Annotated in this window: 17 protein-coding genes; 6 read left to right on the top strand and 11 right to left on the bottom strand. The window is 59.1% G+C overall.

Translation table 11 applies throughout. From position 1 onward, the window contains the following. Positions 1-5: 5 nt before the first annotated feature. The 6 genes from ABI546_RS11690 to ABI546_RS11715 all read right to left on the bottom strand — a co-directional run bounded on the left by ABI546_RS11690 (position 6) and on the right by ABI546_RS11715 (position 5,359). Positions 6-1,418 (bottom strand): copper oxidase, encoded by a 1,413-nt coding sequence (locus ABI546_RS11690; RefSeq protein WP_348046754.1) that lies wholly within the window; start codon positions 1,416-1,418, stop codon positions 6-8. 31 nt (positions 1,419-1,449) lie between these two features. Further along, the gene (locus ABI546_RS11695) at positions 1,450-2,877 is read right to left on the bottom strand and encodes a TolC family protein (protein WP_348046755.1); all 1,428 of its coding nucleotides are present in this window, start codon (positions 2,875-2,877) and stop codon (positions 1,450-1,452) included. A gap of 12 nt (positions 2,878-2,889) precedes the next feature. Continuing rightward, positions 2,890-3,195, bottom strand: coding sequence for a hypothetical protein (locus tag ABI546_RS11700; RefSeq protein WP_348046756.1), 306 nt, complete (start codon positions 3,193-3,195; stop codon positions 2,890-2,892). 128 nt (positions 3,196-3,323) lie between these two features. Next, positions 3,324-3,710 carry a hypothetical protein gene (locus tag ABI546_RS11705; RefSeq protein ID WP_348046757.1) on the bottom strand — a complete coding sequence of 129 codons (387 nt, stop codon included), beginning with the start codon at positions 3,708-3,710 and terminating at the stop codon, positions 3,324-3,326. Positions 3,711-3,922: 212 nt separating this feature from the next. After that, the gene (locus ABI546_RS11710; RefSeq protein WP_348046758.1) at positions 3,923-4,120 is read right to left on the bottom strand and encodes a hypothetical protein; all 198 of its coding nucleotides are present in this window, start codon (positions 4,118-4,120) and stop codon (positions 3,923-3,925) included. Between the two features lie 72 nt (positions 4,121-4,192). Next, the gene (locus ABI546_RS11715) at positions 4,193-5,359 is read right to left on the bottom strand and encodes a HAMP domain-containing sensor histidine kinase (protein WP_348046759.1); all 1,167 of its coding nucleotides are present in this window, start codon (positions 5,357-5,359) and stop codon (positions 4,193-4,195) included. 742 nt (positions 5,360-6,101) lie between these two features. Here ABI546_RS11715 and ABI546_RS11720 point away from each other — a divergent pair. Further along, on the top strand, positions 6,102-6,818 hold the full coding sequence (locus tag ABI546_RS11720) for a Crp/Fnr family transcriptional regulator (protein ID WP_348046760.1): 717 nt from the start codon (positions 6,102-6,104) through the stop codon (positions 6,816-6,818). A 348-nt stretch (positions 6,819-7,166) separates the two neighbouring features. Here the strand turns inward: ABI546_RS11720 and ABI546_RS11725 are convergent, their stop codons facing one another. Beyond that, complete coding sequence (locus tag ABI546_RS11725) at positions 7,167-8,192, bottom strand: EamA family transporter (RefSeq protein WP_348046863.1); 1,026 nt, start codon at positions 8,190-8,192, stop codon at positions 7,167-7,169. Between the two features lie 61 nt (positions 8,193-8,253). Beyond that, complete coding sequence (locus ABI546_RS11730; RefSeq protein ID WP_348046761.1) at positions 8,254-8,868, bottom strand: class I SAM-dependent methyltransferase; 615 nt, start codon at positions 8,866-8,868, stop codon at positions 8,254-8,256. Positions 8,869-9,020: 152 nt separating this feature from the next. On the opposite strand from ABI546_RS11730, the gene ABI546_RS11735 reads away from it, so the two are divergent. From ABI546_RS11735 to ABI546_RS11755, 5 genes are all read left to right on the top strand, one after another. Continuing rightward, a complete protein-coding gene (locus ABI546_RS11735) occupies positions 9,021-9,419 on the top strand; it encodes a hypothetical protein (RefSeq protein ID WP_348046762.1) in 399 nt (132 codons plus the stop codon). Positions 9,420-9,495: 76 nt separating this feature from the next. Continuing rightward, positions 9,496-10,782: a TolC family protein gene (locus tag ABI546_RS11740; RefSeq protein ID WP_348046763.1), complete on the top strand. Its 1,287-nt coding sequence runs from the start codon at positions 9,496-9,498 to the stop codon at positions 10,780-10,782. Further along, a complete protein-coding gene (locus ABI546_RS11745) occupies positions 10,779-12,413 on the top strand; it encodes an efflux RND transporter periplasmic adaptor subunit (RefSeq protein WP_348046764.1) in 1,635 nt (544 codons plus the stop codon). The genes ABI546_RS11740 and ABI546_RS11745 overlap by 4 nt, the downstream gene beginning before the upstream one ends. Continuing rightward, positions 12,410-15,541 (top strand): efflux RND transporter permease subunit, encoded by a 3,132-nt coding sequence (locus ABI546_RS11750; RefSeq protein WP_348046765.1) that lies wholly within the window; start codon positions 12,410-12,412, stop codon positions 15,539-15,541. Before ABI546_RS11745 ends, ABI546_RS11750 begins: the two co-directional genes overlap by 4 nt. Positions 15,542-15,659: 118 nt before the next feature. After that, on the top strand, positions 15,660-16,226 hold the full coding sequence (locus tag ABI546_RS11755; protein WP_348046766.1) for a hypothetical protein: 567 nt from the start codon (positions 15,660-15,662) through the stop codon (positions 16,224-16,226). Between the two features lie 153 nt (positions 16,227-16,379). On the opposite strand, the gene ABI546_RS11760 is transcribed toward ABI546_RS11755, so the two are convergent. From ABI546_RS11760 to ABI546_RS11770, 3 genes are read right to left on the bottom strand one after another with little or no spacing between them, the layout of a single operon-like run. Then, positions 16,380-16,901 (bottom strand): ATP-binding protein, encoded by a 522-nt coding sequence (locus ABI546_RS11760; RefSeq protein ID WP_348046767.1) that lies wholly within the window; start codon positions 16,899-16,901, stop codon positions 16,380-16,382. Continuing rightward, entirely contained in the window at positions 16,898-17,365 is a 468-nt protein-coding gene (locus ABI546_RS11765; RefSeq protein ID WP_348046768.1) for an ASCH domain-containing protein, read from the bottom strand. Before ABI546_RS11765 ends, ABI546_RS11760 begins: the two co-directional genes overlap by 4 nt. Continuing rightward, positions 17,325-18,806 (bottom strand): N-acetyltransferase, encoded by a 1,482-nt coding sequence (locus ABI546_RS11770; RefSeq protein ID WP_348046769.1) that lies wholly within the window; start codon positions 18,804-18,806, stop codon positions 17,325-17,327. The genes ABI546_RS11765 and ABI546_RS11770 overlap by 41 nt, the downstream gene beginning before the upstream one ends. Positions 18,807-18,999 lie beyond the last annotated feature (193 nt).

Below are 18,999 nucleotides of genomic sequence, written 5' to 3' on the forward strand. Positions count from 1 at the left end.
TGGGTTTAGTGCTTCATGTTGCCCATGGGCTTGCGCACCTGGACTTCAACTTCTTTGGCGGGCATGTTCTGGACTGGCATGGACTTGCCGCCTTCCGCGGCGAAGCGAGCGGGATTGGGCAGGGATCCGGTCCATTCATAGGCCACCTCGCCGGCGGGGTGCTTGTACCAACCCGGATCCTTGTAGTCTCCGGCTTTCTGGTCTTTGCGCACCTTCACCATCGAGAACATGCCGCCCATCTCGACCGAGCCGAACGGGCCGGTACCAGTCATCATGGGTGCGGTGTTGTCCGGCAAAGGCATCTCCATCTCGGCCATATCCGCCATGCCGCGTTCGCCCATCACCATGTAATCCGGAATCACGTTGGTAATCTCGCGGGCGACTTTTCGGTGATCGACGCCAATCATGGTCGGCACGTCGTGGCCCATCGCATTCATGGTGTGGTGGCTCTTGTGGCAGTGGAAAGCCCAATCGCCCTCCTCGTCTGCCAGGAACTCGATCTGCCGCATCTGGCCCACAGCGACATCGGTGGTCACCTCATACCAACGGGTCGACTTGGGGGTTGGCCCGCCGTCTGTGCCGGTGACCAAAAACTCATGCCCGTGCAGATGGATGGGGTGATTGGTCATTGTCAGGTTTCCGATGCGGATGCGCACCTTGTCGTTCTTGCGAACGACAAGCGGATCGATTCCGGGAAAGACCCGGCTGTTCCAGCTCCACAGATTGAAGTCCAGCATGGTCATGATCTTGGGGGTGTAGGCCCCAGGATCAATGTCATAGGCATTGAGCAGGAACACGAAGTCCCGGTTGACCTCGTCGATCAGCGGATGCTTGGCCTTGGGATGGGTGATCCAGAAACCCATCATCCCCATGGCCATCTGCGTCATCTCGTCGGCATGCGGGTGGTACATGAAGGTACCCGGGCGTTTGGCCACGAACTCGTAGACAAAGGTCTTGCCCACGGGGATCGCTGGCTGGGTCAAGCCCGACACGCCGTCCATGCCGTTGGGAAGCCGCTGGCCGTGCCAGTGCACGCTGGTGTGTTCCGGCAGTTTGTTGGTGACAAAGATGCGTACCCGGTCGCCTTCGACCACTTCGATCGTCGGCCCGGGCGACTGGCCGTTGTAACCCCAGAGATGGGCCTTGAAGCCCGGCGCCATCTCACGCACCACGGGTTCGGCTACCAGGTGGAACTCTTTGACGCCATTGTTCATGCGCCAGGGCAGCGTCCAGCCATTGAGGGTGACCACCGGGTTGTAGGGGCGCCCGGTGTTTGGAATCAAGGGTGCCATGGTGTCCGGCTTGGTCTGAAGCACCGGCTCGGGCAATGCCGCCATGGCGACCCTGCTGACCGCGGCGGCCGCCACTGCCGTCGTCAGCGCGCCAGCGCCGGTCAGGAAATTTCTTCTATTTGTCATTGAGGTTTCCGTAAATTGTTTTGGCCAGGCCTCAATGGCCACCTTCGACGCCACCACTGGCGGCGCCTGAGACGGACATCGCGCCCGCAGCGGTCGGTTTGCCGGTCATCGATGCAACAAGCGCCGCATCCGCCAGCCAGAACTGCTGGTAGGCGTTGATGGCTGCCGTCACGCTGGAGATTTGCTCGCGGGTGTCGGCGAGCAGCTCAAACACGCCAATCAGCATGCCGTTGTAGCGAAGCACGTTTTCTTCCGCCATGGTTTTGCGCAAGGGAACGACCTCGTCGCGGTAGTGCTTGGCGACGTCATAAGCTGTACGGTAGGCCGAATAGCTTTCGCGCAGTTGGGACGAAGCGCCCCGCACCGTGCTTTCATACCGGTTGGCGGCGGCCAGGGACTGCGCGTTCATGGCGTCGCGCCGGGCAGACCCCCAGTCGAAGATCGGCAGGCGGATGCCCAGCTCGTAACCCCGACGCGGCGTACGGGTGCCGGCCGCATCGTCGATGACGGTGTCGCGGCGGATCCCAAGCTCGACGTCAACCAGACTGGTGAGAAGGTTCAAGCCTTGAGATCGGCCGGCCACGTCGAGCTGATGGCGCGCCATCTGAACGTCAATGCGTTGCTCTGTCGCATTGGTGCTCACCGAAGCAGGCTGGCGAGGCTCTTTGGGCAGGTCGGGCAGGCGTTCGGGAAGCTTCAAAACATCGGCCTGGGCGTCGGTCAACCCCAGCAGCCGGATCAATTCTTCCCGTGCGGCTGTCGTGGCGTGCTGGGCCGAAGCCAGCTGCGCCGCCGAGTCGGCGTAGAAGCTCTGCTGGCGGGCTCGCTGCAGCTTATTGAAGTTACCAACCTGTTGCATGCGCCTTGCAAGTTCGGCACCGGCCTGCGCAGTGGTATTGACCTGCTGCGCATACTGCAAGCTCTGCTGCGCGCCAACGGCCCGCACCCAGGCTTGGCGCACCTGCGTCACCTGCTCGACCACGCTGGCGCCGAGTTGCACCTTGGCCTGGGCTACTTGCCCGCGGGAGATTGACATGCGCTGCGGCAAGGTCAGCAAGTCCAGCAAGCCGAACGACAACAAGCGATTCAGCTCGAGCTCGGAGCCCATGCGGGTGCGCTCGAAGGTAAACAGCGGATTGGTGATGCGACCGTTCTGGTTCGCGGTGGCCATGTCCGCCCAGCTTTGGGCCAGCAAGGTCTGCACCGCAGGGCTGTTGGCCAATGCCAACTGCACGGCGTCGTCCATGCTCAGCGGCTTGGCCAGCAGTTCGTCCGTAAGCCTGCTGCGCGCTTGGCGCTGCTGGTCGGTACGGCTGAGTTCGAGCTTGCCTTGGGTGAAGGTACTGGTGGTGGCGTTGCCGTTGGCGTCCTCAAGAGTCTGGTCAAAGTTGACAGACGCGCAGCCAGCCAGGACGAGGGTCGCCGTGGCGAGGGCGCCGAGTTTAAAAATGGCGTTCATGGTGGTCCTCGGTCAGGGTTTGGCCGGCGCGTTGCGTGCATCGCCCGGCGACGCTGGCTCGGACGCCTGCGGTTGCCTGGCTTCCTTGGCGTACGTACGCCAGCCGCCGATTCGGGCAGTGGTGTCATTGGCCTCCTTCCAGTTAACCGTGGCTTCTTCGGTATAGGGCTTGTAGCCTTCCATGACCGAGCGGAAGACCGGAGGCGGACTTGCCTGGGCTCCGGCGGCTGGTGCAGCCGGGGCGGAACTTTGCGCGGCCGACAGGCCAGGCATTGCGGTTATCAAAACCAGCCCGTAGGCCAGCAGGGGTTTAAACATGGGATTCCTCGCGGTTTCATGGAACGGCGACAACAAAGGCATCTCCCAGAAGGAGATTTAGCTTTGATGGCGAACGATGAAAAGCACCCGTACTGCGGAGCCCGAAGGTCCGCAGTCAGCCGGGTGCGTCAGGCGCGAGGCGGTTTCTCGGGCAGGCCCGAGGGAACGCTTTGGATCAAGATCGAATGCTCGATGTAGACAGCGTTGGGAGCGGAATGAATGACCACCGTCTGAGTGGCGGCGGTCATGCCGACAAGGTTGCAGCAAGAGGCACACACGCCACATTTGTGGGCAGCATCAGGCAGTTGATTTTGCAGATCCGGAGTTTGCTCCGCGCTGGCGGCCTGGGTCGCCTCTCCATGCATGGTGTGATCATGGCCATCGTTCGACGCATCAGCATGGCGATGATGCGTCTCTGGCTCAACCGAGGCCTGCAGGGCCGTATGGTCGACGCTTTTGCCGCAATACTGCATCGATGCGGAAGCAAAGCCCTGCATGGGCAAAGCCAGCATCATGAGCCAGAGCAGGAGCGTGCAAAATCGCGACATAAGTTGTTGATTCTATAGTTTCTTTTTGGTTCCGCATAACTACCCAACGGCCAGCAAGCCAAGGGATATTTCGTGAAAACCGGAGGAATAGCTGTCCGGCAAAATCCTGCACGGCGACCAAATGAGGGTCGGCAGGGATTCATGTAAAAACCCGCAGAAACAAGCTTAAGTACCTGTCCTCATTGATTTTTTGAATCCCATTTAGTCGATTGGTTTGCCCCTTCTGGCGGCTTTTTTTCCACCCAATCAGAATCAGGCGCGCTGTAGCGTCCCAATATGCTGGCCACGTCCTGCTCCTGCGCCGTGACGGGTGACCTAGGCAGCGCCAGCTGTTGTTTTGCGGTGAGCAGCTCATCAACTTTGCGTTGCAGCTGCACGTTTGAAGTGCTGCGCTGCAGCGTCCTGCTCGACTAGGCACCTATGGAAATCAACGGCACGTAATCCCGCGCTCAGATTACCAAGACACTTCGCGGCAAAGCGATCGTAAACACGCAGCCCGAGCCAGGAACATCTCGAACGCTTAAAGTACCATTATTGGCTTCTACGCTGCGTCGGGATAAGGACAGACCAAGCCCAGAACCAAATTTTTCGTTGCCAGCCTTATAAAACGGCACGAAAAGGTTTTCCACCTTTCCCACTGGCAAACCTCCGCAATGGTCATGCACATCTATCAGTATTTTTTCGTCTTCGGCATAAGCGGTCAGTATGACTTTGGTTCCGGGTTTCGTGAACTTGAAGGCGTTATGCAGCAGGTTTCCTACAGCCGAGAAAAGCAGATCCCTGTCGGCATCCACAGCCAGGCCCAAGCCCACCACAGACACCGAAAATTCACACTTTTTGGCAATCGCTGCAAAGCGCATCGATTCATGGATCTCGTCAATGAAGCCCTTGATCAAAATGAGTTCGTGATTAGGAGGCAGCCCGGCAGCAAGACGGGCTTCGGCCAGCGATCGATCGACGACTTTTCGCATGCCAACAAGGCTTCTGTCCAAAACTGCACCTGTTGCCCCGCCGAACCCAACCTGTCCGGATTTGATGACGGCAATGGCATGAGTGGCAGCATCGATATGAATCCGCAATTCATGTACCAGAGTACCCAGGCGGTGCTGCACTGCTTGCTCTTCCCGGTCATCGCTGATCAGCTTGCGTTGATGTGCAAATTCAGTGACAGCATCTGCCATGCCATTGTCCAGGCAGCGGTTAAGGGTACGAAATTCATCAGCGCCAATCTTTTCATCCATCTCGACAGCAATATCGGTAATAGATTGACAGAGGTCACCGTAGTCATGAACAACCTGTTCAATTGTAAAACCGTGGTCCGATAGCTCGTGCCCATGCCTGGCGGCAGATTTACCGAGCTCTGACTTTTCTGAAGGTCCGCCGGCCGGCCCGGAAATCGCATCAGCGCCTGATCTCGATGACCGTTGCTCAATCGCTAAGGTCTCCGTAAGCTGATCAAGAAACAAGGGGATTCCGTAAAGCGAAGCAGCTTGATTGGCTTGCGGTTCAGACCGTTGTGCAACCTTGAGGATGCAGCGATTTATTAAAGCTGCCCGATTGTTGGATAAGAAATGATGGAGCATGCCGGCAACATACACGCATTCGGTGTTGAACACCGTTCGATAGCGCACACACATTGATCGTCGTTGACGCGCTGCAGATCAATTGGTTTCGGCATTAGCTCGCACGCTGCGCGAGCCCAACAGGCTAGCCGATGATCTCAGTTATGGGATACGGATTCCAAGAGGTAAGGGGGCGCCGTTTCGCACAGCGCCCATCAATCGGTTGAGGGCTACACGCTGGATTTCCGGCGAAAGATTGGTCCGTTGAATTTTGATGCCATCACCATCCCCTTGGAATCGTACGGCGCTGACTCCTGCCCAAGCTCACGCAACAAATTCTTCTAATATCGAAACGATGCCCAACGACGCTCCCTCCAATTCGATCGCGTCAAGCTTCCATTCATATCTGGGGGGTCCCCGCCGCGGCGTTCGTCGACAAGTTCAGCCTGAAGTTCAACAAAGAGACTCCTATTCTCAACTTACATTTGCTGCGGCGCCTTGATTGCCTGGAGAGCCCTGGCATTGAGGTGGATGCCTTGTAGCCTCCATGGGCTTTCACGCAGTAGCGTCGGTCTTCTGATCCTCAGGTTGCACAACGGACCGGTACCACAGCCGCGCCAAGTAGCCAAACTCTCGAAGCCAGCCAGTGACTTGCTAAAGCCCATAGCTGCAGTTCATCGAATGCTCTTGTTCGGTAGCGTACACATCAAGATACCTTTACTACCTATACTCCCAAAGACGTGCGCGACCTCTGCCAGAGGTCTTAGTCGAAACCAGACTCGTTCGGGAGCTCGCGATGGCCACTTCCCCTGACCCCAAAATGAACCAGCTGCTTGCTGCATTGCCGGACGTAGAGTGGCAACGATGGGCGCCGCAGCTGGAGTGGGTTGCCATGCCGCTGGGCCAAGTGCTCTACGAATCGGGTAGCACGCTGAGCCACGTTTACTTTCCCACCACAGCCATTGTCTCCTTGCTCTATGTGATGGAAAACGGAGCCTCGGCGGAGATCGCGGTGGTCGGCCATGAAGGCTTGGTCGGCATCTCCCTATTCATGGGCGGCGGATCCACCCCCAGCCGCGCCGTCGTGCAAAGCGCTGGCCAGGGCTTCCGGTTAACGGCATATGTAATCAAGCAAGAGTTCAATCGCGCACCGGTGCTGCATCTGCTGCTGCGTTACACGCAGGCCCTGATCACCCAGATGGCGCAAACGGCGGTGTGCAACCGGCACCATTCGCTGGACCAGCAGCTATGCCGCTGGCTGTTGCTCAGCCTGGACAGGCTGCAGGGGAACGAACTGGTCATGACGCAGGAGCTGATCGCCAATATGCTGGGTGTGCGTCGAGAGGGCGTCACCGAAGGCGCACTCAAGCTGCAAACCCTCGGGCTAATCCGCTATTCGCGCGGGCGCATAACGGTGCTGGATCGCCCAGGCCTGGAGCAGCGCACCTGTGAATGCTACGCCGTGGTCAAGACGGAATATGACCGGCTGCTTCCCGACAAACTCGCGGTCTAGTCCTCTGAGACCGTTGCACGTTTAGATGCCAAGCGCCGGCCGCCCAGGAATAGGCCACCAGCGAGCAGCGCGAGCATCCGTCACGGGAGCCCGCAGGCTGGAGCGCTTCAGCGCGTAGGCGCCTGATCCTGATTCGGTGATGAAAAACCCGCCTGAAGGGATCAGCCAATCGGCTATGAAGGATTGAAAAAGATCAACAGGGACAGGGACTTAAGCTTGTTTCTGCGGGTTTTTACAAGAATCCCTGCCGACTCTCGTTATCACATCATGTTTGAGGCGTTTCGCCCATGCAAAAAGAGGCTGAAAATATCTCATGAAGCTGAAGTGCCCAGTCGATCTACGGCCCTCTTAGTGTGAATGACGATGGTGGGCATCCGGGAAATGTGCGTGGGTATGGGCAATAGGATCGTGCCTGTGTATGTGGACATGGCGTGTACCGGCCCCAACCGGAGTTTCGTGCCCATGGTCATGATGCTCATCACCGGAACCGTGTTCATGCTCGTGGCTGTGCTCAAGTGGTTCGTGGATATGTGCGTGTTGGTGGCTCTCCGTCAGATGCAGCCAGACGCCCCAGGCCATCAACATGCCCGCAATGAGCAGCGGCAGTGTGATGGGTTCACCAAGAACCGCGATAGCCAAAGCGGCTCCTACAAATGGCGCGATAGAGAAATACGCTCCTGTGCGCGCAGTTCCCAAATGCCGCAAGCCAAGAACAAAGAGCGCCAGGCTGGCTCCATAACTGGCAAAGCCCAACAGCGCAGCCGCCAGCACGACGGGAATTGCAGGCCACGTGGCCCCCAACGAAAGCGCAAGCGCGAGGTTGGTTGCACCGGCCGCCAACCCTTTGACCATGGCAATGAACGAGGCGTCTGATAAAGAAACCTTGCGTGTCAGGTTGTTGTCTACGCCCCAGGCCAGACAGGCACCGAGGACCGCCAAGGCAGGCCATAACTCGCCAAACTTTGCCTCCCCCGGCCAGGAAAGAACCACACCGCCGGCAACGATGGCCAGCATTCCCAACGCAATGCGCCTGTCAAAGTTCTCACGGAATACAAACCAGGCGATCATTGCCGTCAAGACCCCTTCCGCGTTCAAGAGGAGCGAAGCTCCTGACGCCGGCATACCCGAGAGGCCCACCATTAACAGGACCGGGCCGATCATTCCCCCTGCCACCACGGCACCGCCCAGCCACTTCCACTCACCGCGGGGCAGACTCACAGAGGGCGACTTGCGTACTTGCCGCAATAGAAACAGTCCAATGCCCGAGCCAAGGTAGAGCAAAGCGGCCAGCAGCCAGGGACTTGTCTGTGCCAACAGCAATTTGGCCAGCGGGGTGCCGGCGCCGAATAAGGTTGCGGCCATCAAGGTGGCCAGCACGCCGGGCTGTGTCAGTGATCTCAAAATTAGGGCTTTCGGTTATTCATGCGAATGTCCTTCAATGCAGGACGCAATGGCAATAGACAAAGTGCTGCACAAGCCCTGAAGGCGTGAGGTGGTCTTCCTTCACGTGTTCCAGTAGTTCGAACGCACCACCGAACTCGGCATGCAGAGCGTCAGGCGCATAACGCACGACCGGCAAGCCACTGCATTGAAGCGGCCCATCCGGCCCGAACGCCGCCACGATGACGTGACCACCGGGGCGCACCGCGCGGCGTACCTGGGCCACATAGGCCGCACGGTCAGCCGGATTGGTCAAGAAATGAAAAACCGCCCGGTCATGCCAGATGTCAATGCTGGCCTTTTCAAATTCGATGGTTGTGATGTCGCCTTCCATCCATCGGACGCGCCCTGCCTGTTCGCCGAGTCTCTGGCGGGCCACATGGAGCGCGGCACTGGAGATGTCCAGTACACCCACTTCGGTCATGCCACGGGCGAGCAGATCATCGACCAGGCTGGAGGCACCGCCCCCCACATCCACAATACGCGTCGCTTTGCTTTGCGCCATGCGGCAGATCAAGTCCAGCGACAACGTGGCATGAGGCTGGTACCAGCTCACGGCCTCGGCGGACTTGGTGGTGTAGACCTGTTCCCAATGGGATTTAAGCTCCATGAAGCGCCTTTTGATAACGATGCAGGTCTTTCATAGTAGCCATTTCCTCCAGATAGTGGCTATATACGCTCACGGTCGACACTGGGTTTCAAACGCCCGCAGGACGGAACTTTCCTGCGCATCGCCAGTCACATGTCCACTAAACTCAAGCCATGACCCGAAATCATCGCCACCGCCTGATCACAATGCTCTTCGCACTGGTCAGCCTGCTGTCCATGCAGCTGGCGGTGGCTGGGTATGTTTGCCCCGGTTCCGGATCAAAAATCGCTGAAGCGGCCGCGATGGCTGAAGCGGGCATGCCCTGCGCCGAATCCATGCCGCTCAGCATGGACGACCAGCAGCCCAACCTGTGCCACGCGCACTGCCAAGCCGGCCAGCAGTCTGCCGACAAGTACCACTCGCCGGCGCCCATTGCCCTTGGCGCCTTGCCTGCCGATTTCAGCTTGCAGGTCGCCGTCCCGGTGTTTTCCGAAGCGCCGCTGCAGGCGCCTCATCTGCAGCGCACCACCGCGCCCCCTGTCTCCATCCGGAACTGCTGCTTCCGCCTCTGACCTCCCCGACTGTCTAGCTTCTGCTTGATGCATTTCCTGTGCATCGGCAGGTCCTTATTCGTGCTCTGGAGGTCTTATGTTTGTTTCATTTCCGATTTATCGGACTGCTGCCGCCGCCTTGACGATGGCCCTGACGTCTGCGTCGTGGGCCGCTGATCCTTTGACGCTGGTCGAAGCGCAGCGCATTGCCATTGGCCGGTCCCAACAACTGGTCGCCCAGAGTGCGCTAACCGCTGCTGCCCGAGAACAAGCCGTCTCGGCCGGCCAGCTCCCCGACCCGGTGCTCAAATTCGGCATCGACAACCTGCCGGCCGACGGCGCGGACCGCGGCAGTCTGACACGCGACTTCATGACCATGCGCCGCATCGGCGTCATGCAGGAAATCACCCGGTCCGAGAAGCGCCAGCTGCGCTCGGAACGCTTTGAACGCGACGCACAGCGGGTACAGGCGCAGCGCCAGCTGACCCTGGCCAACTTGCAGCGCGACGCGGCGCTGGCCTGGCTGGACCGCTATTACACCCAGGCTATGCGCGAGCTGGTGCAGCAGCAGGTCGAAGAAACCCGGCTGCAGGTGCAGGCGGCCGACATTGCTTTTCGCACCGGCCGGGGCAGCCAGGCCGACGTGTTTGCCGCCCGCAGCGCGGTGATTCAGCTGGAGGATAGGCTCAGCCAGGTCGACCGCCAGTCACGCAACGCCGGCCTGATGCTGGCCCGCTGGGTAGGTGCTCCTGATGCGGAGCGCCCTCTCTCGGGCTCGCCGCCCTGGCAAACCACTCCCCTTCAGAGCGAGCTTTCCAGTGAGCACCTCAAGCAGCATCCCGATCTGTTGGCCATGGGGGCCGAGGTTGATGCCGTGAACACCGACGCCAAGCTGGCGCAAGCGAACAAACAAGCAGACTGGAGCGTCGAGGCCAGCTATGCCCAGCGTGGTCCGGCCTACTCGAACATGATCTCCATCGGCGTTTCCATCCCGTTGCAATGGGATCAGAAGAACCGCCAGAACCGGGAACTGGCCGCCAAGCTGGCCATGGTCGACGAGGCCAAAGCCCGCTACGAAGACATGCTGCGCAACCACGAGGCCGAAGTGCGCGGCTGGCTGAACGACTGGCAAACAGGCAAAGACCGGGTCGCCCGCTATCGTAATGAACTGATCCCAACAGCCCGTCAGCGTACTGAGGCCGCACTGACCACCTACCGCACAGGCAAGAGCGATCTGACCGGGGCATTGGCCGCACGCCGCGATGAGATTGACACCCGTATGCAGGCCCTGACGCTGGAAATGGAAACCACGCGCTCCTGGGCCCAACTCAACTTCCTATTCCCCGAACACAGCATGCCGGCACAAGCCAAGGAACAGCCATGAACAAAAAATACCTGATTGCCGCGCTGGTCGGTGCCGGCGCACTGGGCGGCGCAGGCTACGGCCTCTACGCCCTGGGCATGAAAAACGGCAACAGCATGGCTACCGTCGCCCCACCGGGTGAAGCGCCGCCGACTCCAGCGGCCACGCCCACAGCCGGGCCCCAAAGCATCGCCCAAGGCGAAGAAGCCACGCGCCGTCACATCAGCGCGGGCCTCAAAGCCGGCGATACCGATCCGGCCAGTGGCCGCAAGATCCTGTACTACCAGGACCCCATGGTGCCAGGCAACAAGTTCGACAAACCGGCCAAGTCGCCCTTCATGGACATGATGCTGGTGCCGGTCTATGCCGACAGCGATTCCGACCAGGGCAAAGTCACCATCAGTCCGAGGATTCAGCAGAACCTCGGGGTGCGTACCGCTGCGGTCACCGAAGGCACGCTGTCGCCCCAAGTCTCCGCGGTCGGCAACATTGCGTTCAACGAGCGCGACCAGGCCACCGTGCAGGCCCGGGCGACAGGCTATGTCGAGCGCCTCCACGTGCGCGCCACGCTGGACCCGGTGGTCAAGGGTCAGCCATTGGTGGACCTGTATGTTCCGGACTGGGTGGCGGCCCAGGAGGAGTTTCTGGCCCTCAAACGCATGCAGGGTAATGACCTGGGATCGCTGGTCGACGGCGCGCGCCAGCGCATGCGCCAGGCCGGCATGAACGATGAGCAGATACGCCTGGTGGAGACCAGCGGCAAGACACAGGCCCGCACCACGATCACGGCGCCGTTGGGCGGCGTGGTGGTGGAACTGCTGGCACGCGAGGGCATGACGGTGTCGGCAGGAATGACCTTATTTCGCATCAACGGTCTTTCGACGGTCTGGGCCAACGCCGAGGTGCCCGAAAGCCAGGCGGCGTTCCTGCGCCCGGGCGCAAAGGTACAAGCCCGCAGCCCGGCCGTGCCCGGCACGACCTTCGAAGGCAAGGTGCAAGCCATCCTGCCAGACGTCAATGCGGCGACGCGCACGCGCAAAGCCCGGCTGGAGCTGGCCAACCCTGGCTCACGCCTGGTGCCGGGCATGTTCGTGACCATGCAGTTCATGGACATGCGGGCGGAGAAGGCTTTGTTGGTTCCCACCGAAGCCGTCCTCCAGACCGGCAAACGCATGGTCGTGATGCTGGCTGAGGAGAACGGCCGCTTCCGGCCCGTCGATGTCGAAGCCGGCATTGAAAGCGGCGGCCAGACGGAAATCAAACGCGGCCTGCAGGCGGGCCAACGTGTGGTGGTGTCGTCACAGTTCCTGATTGACTCGGAAGCCAGTCTCAAGGGCGTGGAGGCCCGGCTCAACAGCGAGGTTACCCCGCCGCCACTGGCCCGGCACCCTGGTGAAGCGCAGGTGATCGCCATCGACAAGGATAGCGCCTTGCTGGCCCATGGCGCGCTTCCCACGGCCGGTATGGGCGCCATGACCATGGAGTTCAAGGCACCGGTCGGCGGCATGCCGCGCAACGTGGCCAAAGGGGACAGGGTCCAGTTTGAGTTTGTGCTGCCCAAGGACGGCGAGCCGACTCTGACCTCCATCACGCCTGTGGCACCTGTTTCATCGCAGTTGCCCAAAACCCCCTCATCGGGAGCCCAGCGGTGATCGCCCGCCTGATCCGCTGGTCCATCGGCAACCGTTTCCTGGTGCTGCTGGCCACGCTAATGATCGCGGCCTGGGGCGTGTATTCGGTGACAAAAACGCCACTGGACGCCTTGCCCGACCTGTCCGACGTGCAGGTCATCATCCGCACCACCTACCCCGGCCAGGCGCCGCGCATTGTCGAGAACCAGGTCACCTACCCGCTGACAACCACCATGCTATCGGTGCCCGGAGCCAAGACGGTGCGCGGCTATTCCTTCTTTGGCGATTCCTACGTCTATGTGCTGTTCGAGGACGGCACAGACCTCTACTGGGCGCGCTCCCGCGTGCTGGAGTACCTGAACCAGGTCCAGTCGCGCCTGCCGGCGGCAGCCAAGGCCTCACTGGGTCCGGACGCCACCGGTGTGGGCTGGATTTACCAGTACGCCCTGATTGATCGCAGCGGCACGCAGGATGCCGGGCAGCTGCGGGCACTGCAGGACTGGTTTCTCAAGTACGAACTCAAAACCGTGCCGAATGTGGCTGAAGTCGCATCGGTCGGCGGCATGGTGCGCCAGTACCAGATTGTGCTGGACCCCGACAAGCTGGCCGCCTACGCGATTCCGCATACCAAGGTGGTCGAGGCCATCCAGAAGGCCAACCAGGAAGCCGGCGGCTCGGTGCTGGAACTCGGGGAAGCCGAATACATGGTGCGGGCCTCAGGGTATTTGCAAAGCCTGGACGATTTCCGCTCCGTTCCGCTGATGACCACGCCTGCCGGTATCTCGGTGCGACTGGGCGACGTGGCACGAATCCAGATCGGTCCCGAAATGCGCCGCGGCATCGGTGAACTCGACGGCGAAGGAGAAGCCGCCGGCGGCGTGATCATCATGCGCTCCGGCAAGAACGCACTGGAGACCATCGCAGCCGTCAAAGCCAAAATACAGACCCTGCAATCCAGCCTGCCCAAGGGCGTTGAAATCGTGCCGACTTACGACCGCTCGGGCTTGATCGAGCGCGCCGTGGACAACCTCACGCAAAAGTTGTTGGAGGAATTCCTGGTGGTCGCCGTGGTGTGCTTCATCTTCCTGTTCCACCTGCGCTCGGCGTTCGTGGCCATTATCTCGCTGCCGCTGGGCATTCTCGCCGCTTTCATCGTGATGCACTACCAAGGCGTTAATGCCAACATCATGTCGCTGGGCGGCATCGCGATTGCCATCGGCGCCATGGTGGATGCCGCCGTGGTGATGATCGAGAACGCCCACAAACACCTGGAGCATTGGGGGCATGACCATCCAGGCGAAACGCTGGAGGGCGAGGCGCGCTGGCGGGTCATAGGCGACGCGGCAGCCGAAGTCGGGCCGGCGCTGTTCTTCTCGCTGCTAATCATCACCTTGTCGTTTATTCCGGTGTTCACGCTGGAAGCCCAGGAGGGACGCTTGTTCTCGCCGCTGGCCTTCACCAAGACCTATGCCATGGCGGCGGCAGCCGGGCTGTCGGTGACGCTGATCCCCGTGTTGATGGGCTATTTGATCCGTGGCCGGATTCCCGATGAGAAGTCCAACCCCTTAAACCGCCTGCTGATCGCCATCTACCGGCCGATGCTGGAGGTGGTGCTGCGCGCACCGAAACTCACCTTGCTGGTTGCCGGCGTCGCTCTGGTCATCAGCCTCTGGCCGCTGCAGCATATCGGCGGTGAATTCATGCCAAGGCTGGATGAAGGTGATCTGCTCTACATGCCATCGGCGCTGCCGGGCCTGTCGGCCGGCAAAGCCAGCGAGCTGTTGCAGCAGACCGACCGGCTGATCAAAACCGTCCCTGAGGTCGCCAGCGTATATGGCAAGGCCGGACGCGCGGAGACCGCAACCGACCCGGCACCTATGGAAATGTTTGAAACGACCATCCAATTCAAGCCGCGCGAGCAGTGGCGTGCCGGCATGACCCAGGACAAGCTGGTGGAGGAGCTGGACCGCATCGTCAAGGTGCCTGGTTTGTCCAACATCTGGGTGCCGCCGATTCGCAACCGCATTGACATGCTTGCCACCGGGATCAAGAGCCCGGTAGGCGTCAAGGTGGCGGGTACCGACCTGGTCACGATAGACAGGCTCACCGGCGAGATCGAGCGGGCGCTCAAGGATGTGCCGGGTGTCTCGAGCGCTTTAGCCGAACGCCTGACCGGTGGGCGCTACATCGACGTCAACATCAAGCGCGATGCGGCATCCCGTTTTGGCCTGAACATCGCGGACGTGCAATCTGTCATCAGTTCAGCCGTGGGCGGTGAGAACATTGGTGAAACGGTCGAAGGCTTGCAGCGCTTCCCCATCAATATGCGCTACCCCAGGGAAGTCCGAGATTCGTTGGAAAAGTTGCGCAGCTTGCCCTTTGTGACGGAACGCGGCCAACGCCTGGTGCTCTCGGACGTGGCCGACATTCGCATCACCGACGGCCCACCCATGCTGCGCAGCGAAAACGCACGCCTCTCGGGCTGGGTTTACGTGGACATCCGGGGCCGCGACCTGCGCTCGGCTGTGCAGGACATGCAGAAAGCCGTGGTGGACAAAGTCAAGCTGCCGCCCGGCTATTCGGTGTCCTGGTCGGGCCAGTTCGAGTTCCTGGAGCGTGCCACGGCCAAACTCAAGGTGGTGGTGCCATTCACGCTGCTGATCATTTTTGTGCTGCTCTACCTGACCTTCAAACGCTTTGACGAGGCATTGTTGATCATGGCCACGCTGCCGTTTGCCCTAGTGGGCGGTATCTGGCTGCTGTACCTGCTGAGCTACAACCTGTCGGTGGCAGGCGCGGTTGGGTTCATTGCCTTGGCCGGGGTTTCCGCCGAGTTCGGCGTGATCATGCTGCTGTACCTCAAATCGGCCTGGGACGACCGGCTCGACCAAGGAAAGACCACGACCGCCGACCTGCTGGATGCGATTCGGGAGGGTGCCGTGCTACGGGTTCGGCCCAAGGCGATGACGGTGGCGGTCATCCTGGCCGGCCTGTTCCCCATCATGTGGGGCGCTGGCACCGGCTCTGAGGTCATGCAACGCATTGCCGCGCCCATGGTCGGAGGGATGATCACCGCCCCCTTACTGTCCATGTTTGTGATCCCGGCGGTCTACTTGCTGATGCGGCGTCGACAGAGTGCGTATTCTTGAATACACACACACCTCAGCAAGGCTACGCCATCAGTTGGACAGAGAACATTCATACTGTTCAAGGACGAAGCTTTAAAGTCTGGTTCTCTCAATTTCAATCTTACTTAGATAGTCACCAATGGAAACTACGATCCTTATTTCGATAGTTACTGCACTTTCGGCGTTGCTCGGCGTGGCGCTGACAGCCTATCTGCAGCTACGTAGTCAACGCGTCACTCAGCACTTTCAACTTACACGCGATGCTGCGAAACACGAACGCGAACAGGTAGACCAAGCCAGGGGCGATGCTATTCGGCGTCTCGCCGAAGCGCATATGCTACTCAGCAAGATTGCTCGCGAATTCTCTGTCACAAATCTTGTCATCCTTCGGGGATCAAAGATGACGGATAGCGAGTACGACTTGCGCTATTTGTTAGCCTGTGGAGAGCTGGATGAACTTCGCGCATTTGCAGGTTTGCACGAACCACCACTTATGGAGGAGATTGAAAAATTGAATGGCCAGATGAACGTCTTCTGGGGAAATTTCAAGAATGTCCTTTACCTTACTCACAAGGGCGAGCGAGTTGATCACACGACAAGTTGCCTCACGAGTGCCCACGCCGCAGCGAATAAAATTGGTGCAAAGGTAGCATCCATCAAAGATCGACTCGCCCATCTTGCCTTAATGATGCGGGATGACAAATGATTCAATTCTGAGGAGATCAAAAAAACTGGCATCTGCGAAATTTCGCTTCCACGGCTATTCACAAGATTTAATTTTTGAGAGTGAATACTTGTGTGCAGCTCGACCCTTGGACGGTTTCAATAACTCAAGCGAATCACCGAACTGCATCAGCTACTAAAGCAATGAGGCAACTGCGGAGGCGAACTCAGCCTCACTCGGCGACATCAAAATTCGCAACGGCACATTCAACTCGCTGCAGGCGGCCTTGGTGTGTTCGCGCTCGTTGCACATGAATGTCGCAAGCCAGTCTGAATCGCGTCGCAAATTATCTCGACCTTGGACTCGGACCGATACAACTTTAGGATCAGCCTCGACCAGCAGCACTGCGCTCAGGTTCAATGTCTTGAAAACTTCTGCGCTCAACTGCACGAACTCACCGTCTGTGTTCAAAAGCACGAAGTGCCCGTCGAGCAGCAGTGCTGTGCCCTTAGAGTTATGCCTTGCGACGGCTTTGACCAATGCCACCTGGTTTTGCATGACGTCTGTCACACGCTTGTCAGGGTTCCACTCCGGTAGTGCAAGCTCTTCTTTGATAAGTTTGCTGGCAGAGGTGTGCAGTAGACCCATGGCCGCAGGCAGCCGGCTAGCCAAATAGGTTTTGCCAACACCGTGTATCCCCGCAACGAAAATGTTCATAAATCTATTCCCGACGGAAACATGGCAATCGTCACACGTTGATAGTCCAGTGGGCTCAAGTACATAAAGCCTTGGGGTGGCGTGAAATTGGGGAACAACGGCTTTGGATCAACCAGGATTTCAGCGGGAATCACACGCCCTAGCATGACGCCATAAGACTGTTTCTTTTTGCCAATGTACTCCTTGAGCTCTTCTTGGGTAACGCCGCCACCATGGGCTTGCGAGATCACCCAAAGCGTGTCGAAGTCGCACTCCTTGATTTCCTTGACCAGAGCGATGCCGGTCAGGCGCTGTACAGGCGCAGAGGAATAGATGATCATCACGCCGACATCGTTGGACGGCCAACTGCGGCGTAGTTCTACCGTCTTGCTGCCTGCAATGATTAGGTCAGCATACTTTGGCTTGATCGACAGAAGGACGGCTCTACCCGTTGGCTGCTGTGAGGATTCTTGAAAAAGACTCATCGGAGATGTGAGTGGTGGACTGAATGAAGCCGTTGACGATAGGGGGCGACGCTAAAAGTAGCGCGAGTGGCACAGGATTTTCAAAGTGCCGGATTAGCCGGAATAGCATAACCTTGGTTTCGGCCCGAGTCATCTCCGTGATCTGAGCATCGGTGTAGACGGTACGTCGGCTCACAACCCTGGCGATCTCGCCGGCCTCGCCCATCCATTCATAGCGCTCAACCACACCCAGAGTGGTGATGGCCTTTAGGTCGTGACTGCGGTAGAACAAAACCAGATCACCGGGTTTTGGGAGTTTAGTGAGCGCGTTCGATAGATATGCCAGTTTGATGGCATTGCCAACGTGCCGCTGAGGATGGTTGGTGGGCAGCGCTTGACCGGGAGCCATCCAGTCCGGGAAGAGGATGTCGTGAAACTGTGGCTGGATCGGAACGATGTACTTCTGAACCTCAAGGTCGTCGAGGTAATGCGGATAGTAACGACGAACGTACTCGAACGGCTCAATCTGCATCGGTGGCGGATTCACTGGATGCGACTTCACGAACACGGCATCATTCATATACGCGCCAACTGCTCGGAATCCAAAATCTTCGATCAGGCTCGTCAGGTGTACCTGCTGTTCTTCATTTGCGTGAAGGAAGATGTGTTCACACTGATGGATCGTGGCGAACTGAAAAGCCGCTCGCAGGAACAACTCGCCGATCTTTCGGCCCCGGACTACTTCGCCCACCTTAAACGTGCACAATTTAAGCGCGAGACCGTCGAGTACTTGGGCGTCATCGGTGATTCGCTCGTCGGCTTGCACAGTAAAGATGCAAATTGCTTGTACATCCACCTGCCCCGGCTCCCGATATACCCAAGCGCGACGGCCCTCCATGGCAATCCGCTGAAACCATTGGTTAAAGCCTGCATAGTCATTTCGCAAGGTTTGGAAGAAGGCTCCGCCAAGCTGAGGTGTCAGAGTGTGGAGCTCCACCTCTTCGATGTTTGGAAGAGTGACCTCCGCTGGCTCGTGGAGGCGCTGGAGCCAGTCTTGCGCGGACTGAATGAAATAAACCCGGTCACTTAGTCCGCGATCACGTGCTTTGCGGTGCAGCCTCTGGTCTTCCGTGACGAGTGCGTGCGCTGCATTCTGGTCCAGTGTCCACAGAATTCTGTTGTCGCAGGCGTCGTTAACCGATGTGGCGGGCGTATTCCAAGGACATGGGTCGCCTTCCTGGAGCAGAGTGTACTGAGGTAGCCGAGCCAGTGTACGGGTACGACGCTCGACATTCCCGTCGCGCTGGATGTCTTCAACGGACGCGGGGTGATAAAGCAGCTGATGCCCATGGGCATTGCACAGCCGGACGAAGTCAGTCAGTGCCGGTTGCAGGACCACCATAGAGTCCTGCAGAGGGATCAGGATGTTTGTGTCCAGCAGAAAGCGAAAGCGTATCTCCACCGTGATCTCTCCCTGGGGGCGGCCGTTTTATTGGACCTCTCCACTTGCCGCCAATTAGTGGTGCTTGCCGCCCGCCGCCAAATTAGGTGGCCGAGTGGTCAGAGCAACTATCGTAAGCCAATTCACCGGTTTAAGGGGTGTACTAAGTAGAGCAAATCCCGCTCACGTGACGTATTTGCTCCAACTGGCACCG

Source organism: Polaromonas sp., from assembly GCF_039932935.1.
Taxonomy (GTDB): domain Bacteria; phylum Pseudomonadota; class Gammaproteobacteria; order Burkholderiales; family Burkholderiaceae_C; genus Polaromonas.